This window comes from Streptomyces brasiliensis, from assembly GCF_014647875.1.
GTDB classification, from domain to species: Bacteria; Actinomycetota; Actinomycetes; order Streptomycetales; family Streptomycetaceae; genus Streptomyces; species Streptomyces brasiliensis.
Genome location: NZ_BMQA01000113.1, coordinates 1 through 14,739 on the forward strand (window position 1 = coordinate 1; position 14,739 = coordinate 14,739).

At 68.7% G+C, this 14,739-nt stretch carries 16 protein-coding genes and 3 pseudogenes; 8 read left to right on the forward strand and 11 right to left on the reverse strand.

The genetic code is table 11. The features are described from left to right. Positions 1-136 precede the first annotated feature (136 nt). Positions 137-424: a hypothetical protein gene (locus IEZ19_RS46990; RefSeq protein WP_229841642.1), complete on the reverse strand. Its 288-nt coding sequence runs from the start codon at positions 422-424 to the stop codon at positions 137-139. 521 nt (positions 425-945) lie between these two features. Here IEZ19_RS46990 and IEZ19_RS52190 point away from each other — a divergent pair. The 4 genes from IEZ19_RS52190 (at position 946) to IEZ19_RS47005 (ending at position 3,171) form a co-directional block, all read left to right on the forward strand. Then, positions 946-1,230, forward strand: coding sequence for a hypothetical protein (locus IEZ19_RS52190; protein ID WP_229841643.1), 285 nt, complete (start codon positions 946-948; stop codon positions 1,228-1,230). Beyond that, the gene (locus tag IEZ19_RS52195; protein ID WP_229841644.1) at positions 1,224-1,436 is read left to right on the forward strand and encodes a hypothetical protein; all 213 of its coding nucleotides are present in this window, start codon (positions 1,224-1,226) and stop codon (positions 1,434-1,436) included. The genes IEZ19_RS52190 and IEZ19_RS52195 overlap by 7 nt, the downstream gene beginning before the upstream one ends. Further along, positions 1,433-2,188, forward strand: a complete 756-nt coding sequence (locus tag IEZ19_RS47000) for an SDR family NAD(P)-dependent oxidoreductase (RefSeq protein WP_189317514.1) — start codon at positions 1,433-1,435, stop codon at positions 2,186-2,188. The genes IEZ19_RS52195 and IEZ19_RS47000 overlap by 4 nt, the downstream gene beginning before the upstream one ends. A gap of 104 nt (positions 2,189-2,292) precedes the next feature. After that, on the forward strand, positions 2,293-3,171 hold the full coding sequence (locus tag IEZ19_RS47005; RefSeq protein ID WP_189317515.1) for an ABC transporter substrate-binding protein: 879 nt from the start codon (positions 2,293-2,295) through the stop codon (positions 3,169-3,171). Between the two features lie 227 nt (positions 3,172-3,398). On the opposite strand, the gene IEZ19_RS47010 is transcribed toward IEZ19_RS47005, so the two are convergent. The 3 genes from IEZ19_RS47010 to IEZ19_RS47020 all read right to left on the reverse strand — a co-directional run bounded on the left by IEZ19_RS47010 (position 3,399) and on the right by IEZ19_RS47020 (position 5,189). Next, positions 3,399-3,803, reverse strand: coding sequence for a nuclear transport factor 2 family protein (locus IEZ19_RS47010; protein ID WP_189317516.1), 405 nt, complete (start codon positions 3,801-3,803; stop codon positions 3,399-3,401). A gap of 382 nt (positions 3,804-4,185) precedes the next feature. Continuing rightward, positions 4,186-4,581, reverse strand: a complete 396-nt coding sequence (locus IEZ19_RS47015; protein WP_189317517.1) for an SRPBCC family protein — start codon at positions 4,579-4,581, stop codon at positions 4,186-4,188. A 5-nt stretch (positions 4,582-4,586) separates the two neighbouring features. Next, positions 4,587-5,189, reverse strand: coding sequence for a CGNR zinc finger domain-containing protein (locus IEZ19_RS47020; protein ID WP_189317518.1), 603 nt, complete (start codon positions 5,187-5,189; stop codon positions 4,587-4,589). Positions 5,190-5,210: 21 nt separating this feature from the next. Here IEZ19_RS47020 and IEZ19_RS47025 point away from each other — a divergent pair, with 21 nt between their 5' ends. Continuing rightward, complete coding sequence (locus tag IEZ19_RS47025; protein ID WP_189317519.1) at positions 5,211-5,663, forward strand: VOC family protein; 453 nt, start codon at positions 5,211-5,213, stop codon at positions 5,661-5,663. Positions 5,664-5,728: 65 nt separating this feature from the next. On the opposite strand, the pseudogene IEZ19_RS54025 reads toward IEZ19_RS47025, so the two are convergent. Beyond that, positions 5,729-6,907: pseudogene (locus IEZ19_RS54025) on the reverse strand (Tn3 family transposase). Then, positions 6,810-7,349 (reverse strand): annotated as a pseudogene (locus IEZ19_RS52200) (Tn3 family transposase); the annotation flags it as partial. The pseudogenes IEZ19_RS52200 and IEZ19_RS54025, both read right to left, overlap by 98 nt. Before the next feature lie 487 nt (positions 7,350-7,836). Between IEZ19_RS52200 and IEZ19_RS47040 the strand changes: the two are divergent. Next, positions 7,837-8,070 carry a DUF4145 domain-containing protein gene (locus IEZ19_RS47040; RefSeq protein WP_506005016.1) on the forward strand — a complete coding sequence of 78 codons (234 nt, stop codon included), beginning with the start codon at positions 7,837-7,839 and terminating at the stop codon, positions 8,068-8,070. A 291-nt stretch (positions 8,071-8,361) separates the two neighbouring features. Here IEZ19_RS47040 and IEZ19_RS47045 read toward each other — a convergent pair whose 3' ends face one another. The 5 genes and pseudogenes from IEZ19_RS47045 to IEZ19_RS47065 form a co-directional block, all read right to left on the reverse strand. After that, the gene (locus IEZ19_RS47045; RefSeq protein ID WP_189317522.1) at positions 8,362-9,807 is read right to left on the reverse strand and encodes an outer membrane protein assembly factor BamB family protein; all 1,446 of its coding nucleotides are present in this window, start codon (positions 9,805-9,807) and stop codon (positions 8,362-8,364) included. 212 nt (positions 9,808-10,019) lie between these two features. Further along, a pseudogene (locus IEZ19_RS47050) lies at positions 10,020-10,243 on the reverse strand (Zn-ribbon domain-containing OB-fold protein); the annotation flags it as partial. Positions 10,244-10,582: 339 nt separating this feature from the next. Then, complete coding sequence (locus IEZ19_RS47055) at positions 10,583-11,224, reverse strand: response regulator transcription factor (RefSeq protein WP_189317523.1); 642 nt, start codon at positions 11,222-11,224, stop codon at positions 10,583-10,585. Next, a complete protein-coding gene (locus tag IEZ19_RS47060; protein ID WP_189317524.1) occupies positions 11,221-12,267 on the reverse strand; it encodes a sensor histidine kinase in 1,047 nt (348 codons plus the stop codon). The genes IEZ19_RS47055 and IEZ19_RS47060 overlap by 4 nt, the downstream gene beginning before the upstream one ends. Before the next feature lie 74 nt (positions 12,268-12,341). Next, positions 12,342-12,950, reverse strand: coding sequence for a lipase family protein (locus tag IEZ19_RS47065; protein WP_189317525.1), 609 nt, complete (start codon positions 12,948-12,950; stop codon positions 12,342-12,344). Here IEZ19_RS47065 and IEZ19_RS47070 point away from each other — a divergent pair. Both IEZ19_RS47070 and IEZ19_RS47075 read left to right on the forward strand, forming a co-directional pair. Next, on the forward strand, positions 12,937-13,233 hold the full coding sequence (locus tag IEZ19_RS47070) for a Rossmann-fold NAD(P)-binding domain-containing protein (RefSeq protein WP_189317526.1): 297 nt from the start codon (positions 12,937-12,939) through the stop codon (positions 13,231-13,233). The genes IEZ19_RS47065 and IEZ19_RS47070 overlap by 14 nt on opposite strands. Before the next feature lie 264 nt (positions 13,234-13,497). Continuing rightward, positions 13,498-14,739 (forward strand): cytochrome c oxidase subunit I (locus IEZ19_RS47075; RefSeq protein WP_189317527.1); only part of this gene is annotated, 1,242 nt, incomplete at its 3' end.

A 14,739-nucleotide genomic window follows, 5' to 3' on the forward strand; every position in this document is an offset into this window, starting at 1 on the left:
ATTCATCTCCTACATGACTCTCATCCTTTCGGTGTTCGTGGCACACGGTGCAGCTCTTCTTCAGGGAAGTTCTTGATCAGGCGGTGAGGTCGTAGTTGCGCCGGCCGGGGGCCGTCAGCAGCAGTGGTCGGCTGCGTCATCGCGGGCGCCAGGTGCGGACTTCAAGATGAATGATGTGTGCGTCAGCGCGGATACGTCCGGTTTCGACAAGCCACTGGTGCACGGCGGCGGTGACATCGCCAGCAGCGGCGTCGACGCGGCGTGCAAAGTCGGCGGCGTTGAAGCCTCCTGTTTGGGCGGATCCGTAAGAGCGTTCTTCAGTGTGGTCGGCGCGGTGGATGACGTTGCGGCGGATACCGGGTGAGTCGGTGCGGCTGCCCGATGGATGCAGATAGCCGGTCTTGGCGAGGCGCAGGTGGGCCATCCTCATTCCCCTCCTCCAGTCACGGGTTCCCTGCGCTGACCACCGGGGGACCTCGCACACATCCGAGTCTGGGGGATGGCGAGACTGCTGACCAGCGGATTCTCTGACGCTGACTGACGCTCAGTGATCGGGAAAGCGCCCGGGGTCGACGTGTCAGCGAGATAGATCAGGGTGGCTTGCGGGTCCATACCGAAGGCCGCGGCAACGAGCTTGGGGTCCATGGTATTCACCAGGTCGACGAGTCGGGTGCTGCGGATCATGCGGGGTGGGAAGCCGCAGCCGTCAAGAACGTGGGAAAGACAGGCAGTTGAGGCCGGGCTCCGCCCGACCTTTCTTCCTTTGGTGACCATCACGTGCAGGTTGTCCGTCCGCCACGCCTCGCGGTGGGCCAGACACCGCTGCAGCACTGTCCAGGAAGCAGGGTCCAGGGGGACAGGATGGGGCCGCTTCCCGAGCCGGACAGTGCGGGTCGGGATGAGCAAGAAGACGATCTACCGTCATTTCCCGGATAGCGCAGCCTGGTGACCGCGGTGCTGGACCGGCAGTTCGCGGCGGTGGAGCGCACGCTGGTGGCGGCCGAGGACACGGAAGGGCAGCCGTTCGGTGTGCGGGTACAGCGGTTCCTGATCGCAGCAGGCAGTAAGCTCGGGCGGATCGGCGCGGCTCAGCTTGCGACGGGGCGGGGCGATGCGATGCTGCGCCAGTACGTGGAGCAGCGTGTGGACGGGTGGTCTACCGGCGGCTCGACGAGCTGTTCCGGGACGGACACCGTCGGGGACTGCTGTCGGCGCCGCCTGAGTTGCTGAGTGAGATCACTCGCGGCGCGTTGGAGCGGCTGCTCAACTCGCAGTTGCCGCGCGAACTGGACTGGACCGCGGCCGATCTGCTGCGGGCGACCGTCGACACCGTGCTCTACGGGGCGATCCGCCCAGCATATTTCGGCACCGACGACGAACAACTCCGGGCGGTCATTCCGACAGCCCGCGATGACGAGCAGGAGGTGGACCCATGACTGGGGCAACCGGCAGAGTGGCATTGGTGACAGGGGCCAGCAGCGGAATCGGTGCGGCCACCGCGGGTCTCCTTGCCGCGCGAGGGATGCGCGTAGTGGTCAACTACCTCCGCAACACCAAGGCGGCCGACGAGGTCGTGGCCGGCATCGAGGCCGCAGGCGGGCAGGCCATGGCCGTGCAGGCCGACGTCCGCGAGGCAGCGGCCGTCGAGAGCATGGTTGAGCAGGTCCAGGCGGCGTGGGGCGGCATCGACGTGCTCGTGCACAACGCGCTGATCCCGTATGCGGTCAAGTCGTTCCAGGACATGACGTGGGAAGAACTGGGCGGCAAGATCGACGCCGAGATGTATGCGGCGTTCGCGGTCACCAAGGCCGTCCTGCCCGCCATGAGCGAACAGGGCTGGGGACGCATCATCTACATCAGCACCGGCCTCAGCCGACGGCCTCGGGCGGGCATGATCGCGCTGGGCGTGGCCAAGGCCGCCTTGGAGCAGTTCGCCCGCTACCTCGCCCAGGAACTCGGCCCGCAGGGCATCACGGTCAACATCGTCGCAGCCGGCCCGGTGGAGGACACCCGCATGGGGTCCGCGCTCGACGAGGAAATCAAGCAGCGGCAGGTGGCCCTCACCCCCGTGGGCCGACTGGCACGCCCGGCCGATGTCGCCCAAGCGGTCGCCTTCTACGCCGGCGAGGACAACGCCTTCATGACCGGCACCACGGCCGCGGTCAACGGCGGAATGTCGATGGACTGACAGCCCGACCGGTATCCGCCGCACCGTCACCTCAGCACCATACGCCGCGCCATACCGCGCCCGCGCGGGACGGCGCGGCGATGACACGATCAAGGAAGAGCTTCATGTATACGATCGATCTCGCCTATGTCGGGCGGGGCCTGCACGAGGAACTGGTCGCCTACATTGCCGACCAGGAGGACTTCTACGCCGACGAGGGCGTCCACGTCGCGCTGCGCGACGGCTGCTCCTGGGACGTTGAGCGGCTGCGCCGCTGCGCCACCATCGGGCTCGGCCGGGCGCTGCTGTCCCGGCTGACCGACGGCACCCCGTGGGCCGCACTCCATGTCAACACCCACCACCCGCTGTTCTGGTTCCTCGCCCGCCCCGGCCTGACCTCCCTGGCCGACCTGGCCGGCCGACGGCTGGCGGTACACGCCCCCCACACCGCACCTGGGTGCTTCGCCCGGATCGTGCTGCACCAGGCCGGCCTCGACCCGGACCGCGACGTCCACACCGTTGTCCGCTATCCCGGCGACTACGGCATGGATCTGCGCCACCTGCACAACGGCAGCATCGACGCCGCCTACGTCGGCAGCACCATGGCGCCTGAGGCGGTCGCCGCCGAGCACGGCTGGCAGGTGCTGGCCTGGGTCGGCGACCACTTCCGGATCCCCACCGTGGGCGTGGCCGTCGACCCCACCTACATCTCCCCGGACGACCCCGCGGTCCAGGCCGTCGTACGAGCCCACCAGCGCGCCCTGCAGGTGATCCACAACGACCCCGACACCACGGTGCGGCACATGCGGACGTTCCTCGGCGGACAGACCGAGGATGAAGTCCGAGCCCACTACGAGAGGTTCATCGCACCGTACTTCACCACCGACGGCCAAGCCGACCTCGCCGTCGGCGACAGCGCGATCGCCGCGGTCGCCGCCGAACTCGGTGTCCCCGCCACCGTCACGGCAGCTGAGGTCTACTGCACCGTAACCACCACACCCTAGAAGCCCGGCGACGCCGGCGCTGCCAAAGCGCGGGCAGTGTCTCAAGTCCACCCACGCAGAGACCCCCGCGGCCGCTAGTCGGCCAGGAGCCGGAGGCGGCCGTGCGCCCCCGTATCGACACTCGGGCCGCTCCACACCCGCAAGACAGAACACGCCCATCCGCGAAAGCCCAGAGCCCGCGTCAGCAAGCTGTTACAGGCTCATGAACGATCGAAGCTAGCCCGGAGTCAGGCCCTGGCGATATTCCTGCCCGGCATCGGCTCCGCGAGTGCTGTCCGCCATTCAGGCGCACCGAAGGCGTCCGCGAAGTACTGCGTCTCGTGCACCACATGCCCGTGGGCAAATTCCATAATGCTCACTGAGTAGGTGGGCACCCCGTCGTACGTGATGACGCACTCGCTCACCCACAGATCCCCGCTGCCAACGATCCGTTGAACGGTGAAGTGTCGACTGGCGGGGTGCCCGCCACGTTGCGCCGAAATCGTCGCGCGGCCCCGGAAGCGTTCACCTGATTGGGGGTAGTCGAGGATCGCGTCCGCAGCGTAGATGGCGTGCTCGGCTTCGGTGTCCCCACGTTCCGACGCCCACCAGTGTTCCTCGAGTGCGGCCCTGGCCCGGATGTCAGCATCCATCGCATTGTCCCCTCTGCAGGCGGCCGGAGCGATCCGGGGACCTGGGAACGCTTCGAGGCTTCCCCCAGGACGCCGGGCCGTTGAACGTAATGGGCAACGGTGACAGCGTAGATCGTCAAGGCAGCGACTCAGCTTTAGGACACTGCGGATCAAGATCGGACGACTCGTGATGCGTGGAAATCCTTGGTGCCCAGGCCGGCGACGGGATCGTCGGTGGTCACGGTTCGCAGCGGCCACGGCGAGAACCGGTTCTGAGAACCGATTGGGGTTCTGGCGGGTTCCGGCGGCCGGTTGTTGATCTTGCTCGCGCAAAGGACCGTTTGTGAGAGGAGGCTGGCGTCTCGGGGCGCATCGGTCTCCGGTCGGGTGTCACACGCCGTCGTCAGCCCCGGCCGAGGGCGGTAGCGACCTGGTCCATGACGCGCTGCCAGTGCGCCCGTTGCCGTTCGCGCTCTTCGGCGCTTGCTAGGTGCTCCTGGTGGAAGCGGAGCATCGTCCGGGCCCCGTCGGCGGCGGGGGTGAGGGCAACCTGGACCGTGGTGGTGCCGTGGGTGACGCGAATCTTCTTCCCACAGTGGTATCCGCGCACCTCACCTGTCACTCCTTCGGTCGTCCGGTAGGAGGTGCCGCGTTCGGAGGTGAGGGCCGCGCCGGGACCGAGCCAGAGTGCGAGCCCTTCGGGGCTGCTGACGAAGTCCCAGACGATGGGCGTGGCGTGAGGCAGCGTGCGGGATACACCGATCTGCCAGCCGGCGTCCTGGGTGAGCCCTGTGGGCATGGCGGTCATCCTTCCTCGGAGTGGCGGGCGCGCAGCGCCCTGACCTTGTGGCGGTTGCCGCAGTGCTCCATGGAGCACCAGCGGCGGCGGCCGGGGCGTGAGGTGTCGACGTAGATGAGGTGGCAGTCCTCGGCGGCGCAGGTGCGGATGCGGTGGGCGAAGGGGCCGGTCAGCAGCTCGACGGCGTCCCGGGCGACAGTGGCCACCAGGTGTGTGCCACTGGGAGCCCCGGCCCACTGCCGCTTCCCGGCCGACGTGATGGCGGGGGCCAGGGCCGGACGGGCAGCTGCCTCGTTGATGGTCTCCAGGTCTCCAGACGGGTGCGGCTCGCCGTGCGTGTGGGCGATGACCACGCGAAACAGTGCGTCGCGGAGCCTGCGCGCGTCGGCCACCTCGGCTGCGGAGATATCCAATGCGGGCGTTGGGGTGAGCCGCGATCGGTCCGCCCAGGCGGCCAGGTCGGCGGGCTCGTGCAGGACCTCGTACCGACGGTAGGGGCCAGGGCCGCCGGTGGTCAGCAGTTCCAGGCACAGCGCACCGGGGTCGAACCGGTAGGCGACGCCGGTATGAGAGCGCAGCGTCAGCCCCTTGGTTGCGAAGGAGTCCATGTAACCAATATAACTGGTTACATGGCATTGAGTTGGAAGCTGGTCATCGACAGCACGAACGCCCCTGCCCTCGCGGACTTCTGGGCCTCGGCCCTGGGATACGAGGTGGAAGACCCCACCGCTCTCATCGAGCAACTGCTGGCCGCCGGCCACATCGGCGAGGAGGCAGTCACCGAGCACCGTGGCCGCAAGACCTTCCGCGGCTATGCCGCGATCCGCCACCCCGAGGACCTGTTCGACGAAACCAGCGGCGTCGGCCGCGGCCGACGACTGCTCTTCCAGGACGTGCCCGAAGGCAAGACGGGCAAGAACCGCCTGCACCTCGACATCCACAGCGAACCCGGCGGCCTCGACAAGCTGGTGGTGGGGCTGGAAGACCTGGGGGCGACCCGCGTCCGAGAGGTGAACAAAGGGCCGGCCGGGCACTGGTGGATCATGCAGGACCCGGAGGGCAACGAGTTCTGCGTGGCGTAAGTCCGGCTCTGGTCCGCTGCGGGGCATTGGCTCTCCGGCACCGGGAGACGCGTCTTATCCACTGCTCAGGACGCCGATCCGGCCGTACCGTGCGGCGTCGGCCGCGGGGCCTCCGAGCCTGGCGCCGTGCGGGGGCCGCGCACCGTGAGCGCCTGGGTGAGGTCGAGCCGATTGTTCATGTCGAGCTCGAACCGGCCGTAAGGGTTTACGTGCGTCCAGAACAGCGGGGACAGGGCCCGCCGGTCCGCGTCGGTGAGCCTCTTCTGCCACTTCGCCTCGCTCAGGATGTCCTGGAGGAGCAGCGTGTTGACGTGCACCAGCGCCGACTGGAGCAGGTGCAGCGCCAGCATCGAGACTTCCTGGGACTCCCTGTCGGAGCCGGTCAGGTCGCCGTCCTTGCCGTAGAACAGGTCGTGGTTGGCGCTGTTCCAGTTCTCCACGACCTGGAGCCCGTCGTTGATTTCGCGCCGCAGGTCCGCGTTGGCGAGGTAGTCGCAGATGAACGCCGTGCGCACCGTGCGGCCCAGTTCCTCGATCGCCCGGTAGGTAGGGTGCTTGGGCCCGCCGCGGGTGAAGCGCCGCAGGACCTGCTCGGCCTCGGCGGTGCCCAGGCGCAGGGCGGTGGTGTACTTCACGATCTGGTCGTACTGCTGGCGGATCAGTTCCCAGTCGATCGTTGGTCGACAGCACCGGCGCCAGCTTCGGCCACTTCTCGTCTTCCTCGGCCGCCGGCCGGTACAGCCGCGCCGAGCCGACGTTCTTCAGCCTGGGCAGCAGGTTGAAGCCGAGCATGTGGGAAAGGCGAACCCGACGATGGAGGCGCCGTGCATGTCGGTGTACTGCCGGTCGATCTCCACGTCCGTGCAGTGCCGCAGCACACCCTCGATCATCGCGGCGACCTCCGAGGCCGAACACGACTGGAGCTGGCTGTAGACGCACAGCGACTTCTTCTCGACGTGCCAGTAGATCATCACCCCGGGCCCGCGGTACCGCTGGTGCCACTCGGTCATGAAGTTCGAGCTCCAGGAACCGAACTTCTTGGAGTCGCTCGCGCAGGCGGTGCCCTCGCCCCACCCACGCCTGATCGCGGGCGGCGAAGGTGGCGTTGACCAGCCGCACCAGCGCCGCGCGCAGGTTGGTCCGGTTGACGAACAGGTGCCGTACGCGGCGCAGGACGGCCTCGCTCTCGCCGTGCTTGCCGGTGACCGCGACCCTCTTGATGCCCATGTTCGTTCCCAGCGCAAACAGCACCAGCAGCAGCCGGCGCCGCAGCACCGCTTTCGGGAACGCCTCCCCGGTTGCGACCGAGGTGAACTCGCCGGTGAAGCCGGTGGCGAACTCGGCCTCCTTGAGGATGTCGATCAGGTCGATGGTGCCCCAGCGACGTTCGGTCTCCGCCTTCAGGGCGACGAGGTTCTCCGGCTCCTCCTGCTTGCCCAGCGGCGAGACCTTGATCCACGGCTCGCCGTGCTTCTTGACGATGTCCACCCCGCCCGTGGTGCCCAGCTCCAGAGCGGTGTCGAAGTGGGTCAGCGTCTCCCGCAGCCGCTTCTGGAGGGCCTCGATGAACTTCTCCGGGTCCTGCGGCTGGCGGATCGCGTCGTAGTGCACGTCGCGGTTGTCCTCGAAGTCCGGCGGCAGATCGTCCTCCGGGTTCCGCCACCGGTTCGCGCCCGGCACCCACATCTCCCGCCGCCGTAGCGCGTCCCGCAGCGCCGCGAGCACGCACAGCTCGTACGGGATGCGCTCGACCCGCCCGCGCTCGTTCACGACCGCCTTGCGCCACTCCTCGCGCACCACTCCGCCCAGCGGGATCTTCTCCGCCTCGTCGAAGAACGCGCCTAGGTGATTACGGGGGCGCCCCGGCGCCCGCCAGTTACCCCTCTGCGCCGGGGGCAACGATCAGGTTGGTGCCCTCCAATCGAGCCCGCGCGGCCAAGGGGAGTGCAGTCGTGAGGAGGCCAATCGCAGCGGTAGCTACGGGTTCTCCGGCCCAGGGAGCAGTTGCGACAATGATGACGACGATGACGGTGATCAACCAGAACCAGCGAGCAGGGCGGAGGATCTGAAGATCATTGGAGAATGTGCGTACCACGGGGACTTCCCCCTTCTTCGTGTGACCGTGTAGGGGGTTGGCGCCAGCCCAGTCCGGATCGCGACTTTCAAGACAGCGCTGCCGCAGCACGCGGACGCTGCTGACCTGCTCCTGGCTGTCAAGTGGATCGGAAACGTGGGCAGCCACGAGGACGTTCTCCGCATCCCTGACGTCCTGGAGGGAGTCGAGTTCTTGGACCACGCCCTGTCCTTGATTTACGACACGAGCCGCAACGACATGAAGAAGAGGGCATCCGAGGTCACAGCCCGGCAAGGACGGCCCGGCACCTTCTCCGTCAAGGTCCCGTTCTGAGTCAGTGACCGAGTACAAGCACGAGGCGTGTGGGCTCCCGCCTGGGTGATCTCCAGTGGGTCATGTCCGGCTCCCGGGCGGCGGCCTCCGCCCGGCCGGGAGACCGGGGCCGAATTCCCAGGCACGTAAGCGTGCTGTACCGGAGGGGGGAGGAGGGCTGGCGCCGGTGGTTGCTGTGGCCGTAAGCCGGGAGGTGATCGCGGGCCGCCCGCTCCATCCTCAGTGTCGCGCTTCCACGGCCCGAGAAAAGGGCGCGGGCCGGCTGAGCGGCAAGCGACCGGTGGGCTGGGCTCAGCCGGTGCCGAAGGCGACGGCGATGTACCGGTCGCCGGGCGTCCCGGGTTCTCTGGGCTTGCCGATGGGCTTGAGGCCCCTCTTGGGGCCCGTGATCCCAGCGCGCCCGAAAAAGAGACGCCCGTGTTCGAACACCACCGGGAATTCGTAGGAATCGTCCACGTCCATCAGGCTCCGGACGTCGGCGTCCGCGGCCTCCGCCTCGAGCATCAGGGTCCTGCGGCCGGTGACGGGGTCGATGGCCAGGACCTTCACGACCGTGGTGGATCCGGACCCGTCGCCGGCCTGAAGTGCGAGGAGACGGTCACCGCTCATCCGGAGCGGAACGATCTCCTGATGCGCTTCGGCGGCGAACCGGGTCCGGACCTTTCCGGTCTTCAGGTCGAGGGCGACGACGGCACCGGCGTCGTAGCTCACGTCCCCGTGTCGCGAGTACCGCTCCATGAGCGTCGGCAGGTACAAGGTGTCGCCGGAGACGGCGTAGTTGTGGCGACGGGCGTCCCAGAAGTTCAAGAGGTAGCGGTCGTCCAGGGGGATGGTGGCCCGCAGTGCGCCGTGTTCGTCCAGAGAGAGCACGTGCGTCACGTAGGTGTCCTCGTGGTCGTCGTCGGCATCCCCCGCCATGACCCCGACGGTGACCGGGTCGGTCGACAGCACGGTTGCGAACACGTACTTCCTGGGGACCTTGTACGTCCACACGGGACGGCCGGTCCGGGTGTCCACCTGCCACACCTCGCGCGTGGACCGGCCCGGCCGGCAACCGGAGCCGGTGCCGATCAGGTTGCGGCCACCGCGAAGGCCCGTCGCCGAGCAGCGAGCGGGCTCCTCACTCCACAGTGCTTTCCCTCCGGTGATCCGGTAAGCGGCCGATCCCCCACTCCAAGCCACCGCGACGACACCCTTGGCGATGGTGACGCGCGGGGCGGAGTAGTCCCGCGTGCTCTTGGGGAGCGTGGTCTGCCAGAGCTCCTTGCCGCTGTCGATGTCGAAGACCAGCAGTCGGTCGCAGTCACGGTCGTCGAAGCGATACTTCGTCACACGGTTGCGGAAGACCACCGCGGTCAGGCCGGTGGCGGTGACGTCCTGCGTGGCCGTGCACACGTCTCCGGCCAGGGGTATGCGCCACCGCCGCTCGCCCTTCGGGAGGGAGTAGGCGCTGATCGAGGCGCGCTCGCTCTTGACGTACGACGTCTCGGTCGCCCACGCCCCGGGCGTCGGGACGGAGTGGCCCTGCTTCAGGCTCGGGGCGTCGACCGTGAACAGCCGTCCGGCCTTGGTCTGTTGCGGCATCCGCTCGACCGTCTCCCTGAGCCTGCTGTCCGACCCGGCGCTCGGCCCGCGGTCAGACTCCCCCGCCGACAGCATCCAGCCGGCACCCCCGAGGACGGCGGCGAGCAGCACGGACAGACAGATGCGGAGTGTCCTGCGCGAACGTGAACCCACGGGCGGCGGCCTTTCGTCGTGATCGCAACCGGCGACCAGTTGACGCACAGACCGCCCCAACAGTTGTCCCAGACGCCATGCTCCATTCACTGAACCTGCGACGTGGACCGTTGACGACCGCTCAACGAGCCCCTGGATGGGCCCAAACCCTCCACATCACAGCCCCAGTCCCCTCACCCCACGCAAGTCCCCAGTGAATCCCGGCGCCCGCGTCACCGGCCCGCCGGAGCGAACACCGGCACGCCCTCCCGGTACTGAACCACCAATTCCGCCCCCGCCCTCAGATCGCCTGCCTCGCACCCCACCAGCTCCGTCATCATCCGTGGGCCCTCGGCCAGGTCGACCACGGCCGCCACGACGGTGTGCGCTCGGGGAAGGGCGGAAGGTCGTTCCGGTGGACGACCGACCAGGTGTAGAGGGTCGCCCTGCCGCTCGCCGGCACCCCAAGACGCCGACCGCGTCACCGACTCGCCCCTGGTCGGCATCGGCCTCTGACCGCCCCGTCCTCGAGGGCACACCGCCCAACCCTGGCGTACAACCGAGGGCCAGCCGGTCACCCCGTGCTGGCCCTCAGTGCTGCGCGTCGCCCGTTTTTTTGCGCGGCCCCTCGGTAGGCCCCACGCCCAGTCAACCGCGTCCCTCCCCGCGAACTTCTGGCCCGCCGTCGGCGACAGCCTGCTGTAACCCGGCCTAGCGGCCGCCAAGACCGGGACACGCCCGTCAGCGCGGTGCGGCGCACAGCGGAGCTGAACCGGAGGGGGAAAGAGAGGAGTTCTCAGTGCGAACGGCCCAGGCCGGCATCGCGTGCCCGGATGATGGCCTGGCTGCGCTGGGTGAGGTGCAGCTTGGCGAGGATCGCCGAGACGTTGTTCGCCACGGTCTTGCCGGACAGGTGCAGGCGCCAGCCGATCTCGGCGTTGGACAGCCCGGCCGCGAGGTGGTCGAGGATGTCCCGCTCGCGTGGGGTGAGTTCGGGGAACGGGCCGTCCTGCGGCGGCGGCGAGACGAACCAGGTCCGCAGCCGGCCTGCCAGTGCCGCGCCGAAGACCGGCTGCCCGGCCGCGGCGGCGTGGATGGCGGCGACGATGTCCGCTCCGTCGGCCCCCTTGACGAGGTAGCCGAGTGCGCCGGCCTGAACGGCGGCGAAGACCGTCGTGTCGTCCTCGAACATCGTCAGGACCAGTACGGCCGCGTCCGGCACCCGGGTCCGGATCTGCCGGGTGGCCTCGATGCCGTGCAGTCCGGGCAGCTGCAGGTCCATCACGATGACGTCGGGCAGCAGCTCGACGGCCCGGCGGACGGCTTCGAGGCCGTCCCCGGCCTCACCGGCCACTTCGATGTCGCCGACGGTGTCGAGGACCGCTCGCATTCCCTGGCGTACCAGGGGATGGTCGTCGGCGAGCAGGACACGAATCATGGCGTCTCCGGGAGCGGGAACCTGGCGGTGACAGCGCCGCCGTCGGGAGTGGGGCCGGCCTGACAGCGTCCGCCCAATTCCGCGGCGCGCTCGCGCATCGCGGTCACGCCGACGCCGGGCAGCCACGGGCCGGCGGACGTGCCATCGTCGCCCACCCGCAGCACCAGCTCCCGCGCGGAGGCGTCCAGGCGTACGCGGCAGTGCCGCCCGTCGCTGTGGCGCACCGCGTTCGTGATCGCCTCGACGGCGGTGCGGTAGGCGGCGACCTCGACCGCGGCCGGCAGGTCGGGCAGCTCGCCCGCCTCGACGGTGACCTGCAGCGGCGAGCCCGCCGTGAGCCGGTCGGCCTGCGAGCGCAGCGCTCCGGCGAGACCAAGGTCGTCCAGGCTGGGCGGGCGCAGCCCGTGCACCACCTTGCGCAGGTCCGTCAGCGCCTGGGCGGCGGCCTCGCGTGCCTCGGCGATGTGGTTGTCGGCCGCGGGCGGGTCGGTCTTCAGCCGCGCGCGGGCCGCGTCCAGAGTGAGGCCGATGGCGGTGAGCACCGGACCGAGGCCGTCGTGCAGTTCACGACGCAACCGCCGCCGCTCCTCCTCCCGCGCGGCGACCAGGCGCTGCTGCGACAGCAGCAGCTCAGCGGTGAGGGCCCGGGTGTGCAGCGCCAGACCGAGCTGACCGGCGATGTCGGACAGCAGGCCGCGATCGCGGTCGTCGAAGCCCTCCTCGCCGCGTCGGGCCGACGCGACCAGGTAGCCCTCGATCTGGCCTTCGTACAGCAGAGGCCGGCGTTCCAGCGGCTCCACCGGTTTGCCGCAGGACGCGACCGGGGTTCCGTCGGCGCGCTCGACGGCCACGTACGGTAGCCGCAGCGCGGACGCTACCGCATGGCCGAACGAGCCGAGCACGTCGCCGCCCGGGACGGTGTGCAGCCGCTGCCCGAGGTCCCGCAGCGTGCGGTACGGATCCTGACGGCCGCCATAGAAGAGGCGGTCCACCAGGTGTTGCGTGCGGTCGCGCAGCGGCACGAAGGACAGTGCCACGGCCACCGCGGCGACCGGGGCTGCGACCTGCTGGGAGACGACATGGGTGGCCAGCCCCGTCAGCGCGGCGAAGCCGATGATCAGGGCTGCGGTGATCGCGCCGTAGGGTAGGTCGTGGAAGCGGGTGTGCCGATGGAGGCGGAGTCGCGGTAGACGGTCCCGTCACCTGCTCGGTCGTGCCGTTCCGGTACGCCGTCGGCATCCCGCCTGAGGTCTCCGTCGGCGTACGCGCGGAACGCCTCGTGCCGCGCGTGGACGACGCCGTTCTCGATGCGCAGGCATTGGACGGTGGGCTGGGCCACACCAACCACGGCCCGATGGCCGGGCAGCGCGGGGGCGGCGGTACGCATCCGGGCCTGGAACTCCTGGGCGCGGGAGGCGAGTTCCTTGCTGCCGCCAAACGCCTCGACGGTCTCGGGCGACAGCCGCGCGATCTCCAGGCCTTCGTCGACGCAGCGGTAGTCGGGCAGCAGGTCGTGCACACCCGGCAGGGTCGCTGCCAGGGCCTGCATCCGCCGCGGCGGCAGAGCCGGCGTGGGATGGGCGCGGTCACCGCCCAGGATGACTGCGGCCTTGGCGGCTCCGAGGAAGGGCGTGCCCAAGGTGATGACCGCGCGCGTGTCGGGGATGAGGTCGTGCTCGTGGGCGAGGGCCGCACGGGTGACCAGGCCGCCCATGGAGTCGAACATCACCACCATCGAGCGCACAGGCGCGAGCCAGTACGGCATCGGCGCCGCCTCCGCCCGCCTCGTCGAAGCGGTCCTGCGCGACGAACGCGCGGTGCTGCCCGTCGCCGCATATTCCTCCCGATACAAAGTCACGCTATCCCTGTCGAGCGTTCTCGGTGCGGGCGGCGTACAGCAGATGCACGAGCCCATCGTGACACCCGAAGAGCATCGGGCCCTGGCCGAGAGTGCCAAGGACCTGCGCGCAGCCGCCAAGCGGGCCATTGCCATCGGGACAACAACCTGAGCCGCAACGGCGCGAAAGACGATGCTGCTGACCACGGTCGTGGCGTGCTGGAGGCAACCGCAGCAGTGGCTGACGGACCTCTCCAGACCGTCGACGATCCGAATCCCGGCCTCATCACTGTCGTTGCTCCACCCGTGTGTGAAGAGCACCCGATTGGCCGTGCGTCGTCTGTCCTGAGTTTCCCTGCCGCTTCCGAGCCGAAAGGGTTGCGGATGGATGACGTCATGGCGGTGCTGAACCGCAGACTCGGGAGACACGCGACTTGTGAGCATTCTCAACGAACCCGGGAGGCCGGCCGCCTACGACAGCGAGTTGCCGGTGAGGCGCAAGCAGCCCGGCAATGTCGTGGTGAAGTGGCTGACGACCACCGACCACAAGACCATCGGAACGCTGTATCTGGTCACGTCGTTCGCGTTCTTCCTGATCGGCGGCGTGATGGCGCTTCTCATGCGCGCCGAGTTGGCCCGCCCGGGCCTGCAGATCATGTCGAACGAGCAGTTCAACCAGGCGTTCACGATGCACGGCACGATCATGCTGCTGATGTTCGCGACGCCGCTGTTCGCCGGCTTCGCGAACTGGATCATGCCGCTGCAGATCGGCGCCCCCGACGTCGCGTTCCCGCGGCTGAACATGCTCGCCTACTGGCTGTACCTGTTCGGCTCGCTCATCGCGGTGGGCGGCTTCCTCACCCCGCAGGGCGCGGCCGACTTCGGCTGGTTCGCCTACAGCCCGCTGACGGACGCGGTCCGCTCGCCGGGCGTCGGCGCCGACATGTGGATCATGGGTCTGGCCATGTCCGGCTTCGGCACCATCCTCGGCTCGGTCAACTTCATCACCACGATCATCTGCATGCGCGCCCCGGGCATGACGATGTTCCGCATGCCGATCTTCGTGTGGAACGTGCTGCTGACCGGTGTCCTGGTCCTGCTCGCCTTCCCGGTCCTGGCCGCGGCCCTATTGGCGCTGGAGGCCGACCGCAAGTTCGGCGCCCACGTCTTCGACGCCGCCAATGGCGGGGCCTTGCTGTGGCAACACCTCTTCTGGTTCTTCGGCCATCCAGAGGTGTACATCATCGCGCTGCCGTTCTTCGGCATCGTCACGGAAGTCATCCCGGTGTTCTCCCGCAAGCCGATCTTCGGCTACATGGGCCTGATCGCCGCGACGATCTCCATCGCCGGTCTGTCTGTCACCGTGTGGGCGCACCATATGTTCGTCACCGGCGGTGTGCTGCTCCCGTTCTTCTCCTTCATGACGTTCCTGATCGCGGTCCCGACCGGCGTGAAGTTCTTCAACTGGATCGGGACCATGTGGCAGGGCTCGCTGTCCTTCGAGACGCCGATGCTGTGGGCGGCTGGTTTTCTCGTCACCTTCCTCTTCGGCGGTCTGACCGGTGTCATCCTGGCCTCGCCGCCGATGGACTTCCACGTCTCGGACTCCTATTTCGTAGTGGCGCACTTCCACTACGTCGTCTTCGGCACCGTCGTCTTCGCGATGTTCTCCGGCTTC

Excerpts from the sequence above, each read along its gene's own strand:
- IEZ19_RS46990 (WP_229841642.1), bottom strand. The coding sequence starts at position 424 with ATGGCCCACCTGCGCCTCGCCAAGACCGGCTATCTGCATCCATCGGGC.
- IEZ19_RS47000 (WP_189317514.1), top strand. The coding sequence starts at position 1,433 with ATGACTGGGGCAACCGGCAGAGTGGCATTGGTGACAGGGGCCAGCAGC.
- IEZ19_RS47005 (WP_189317515.1), top strand. The coding sequence starts at position 2,293 with ATGTATACGATCGATCTCGCCTATGTCGGGCGGGGCCTGCACGAGGAA.
- IEZ19_RS47010 (WP_189317516.1), bottom strand. The coding sequence starts at position 3,803 with ATGGATGCTGACATCCGGGCCAGGGCCGCACTCGAGGAACACTGGTGG.
- IEZ19_RS47015 (WP_189317517.1), bottom strand. The coding sequence starts at position 4,581 with ATGCCCACAGGGCTCACCCAGGACGCCGGCTGGCAGATCGGTGTATCC.
- IEZ19_RS47020 (WP_189317518.1), bottom strand. The coding sequence starts at position 5,189 with ATGGACTCCTTCGCAACCAAGGGGCTGACGCTGCGCTCTCATACCGGC.
- IEZ19_RS47025 (WP_189317519.1), top strand. The coding sequence starts at position 5,211 with ATGGCATTGAGTTGGAAGCTGGTCATCGACAGCACGAACGCCCCTGCC.
- IEZ19_RS47055 (WP_189317523.1), bottom strand. The coding sequence starts at position 11,224 with ATGATTCGTGTCCTGCTCGCCGACGACCATCCCCTGGTACGCCAGGGA.
- IEZ19_RS47070 (WP_189317526.1), top strand. The coding sequence starts at position 12,937 with ATGGAGTCGAACATCACCACCATCGAGCGCACAGGCGCGAGCCAGTAC.
- IEZ19_RS47065 (WP_189317525.1), bottom strand. The coding sequence starts at position 12,950 with ATGTTCGACTCCATGGGCGGCCTGGTCACCCGTGCGGCCCTCGCCCAC.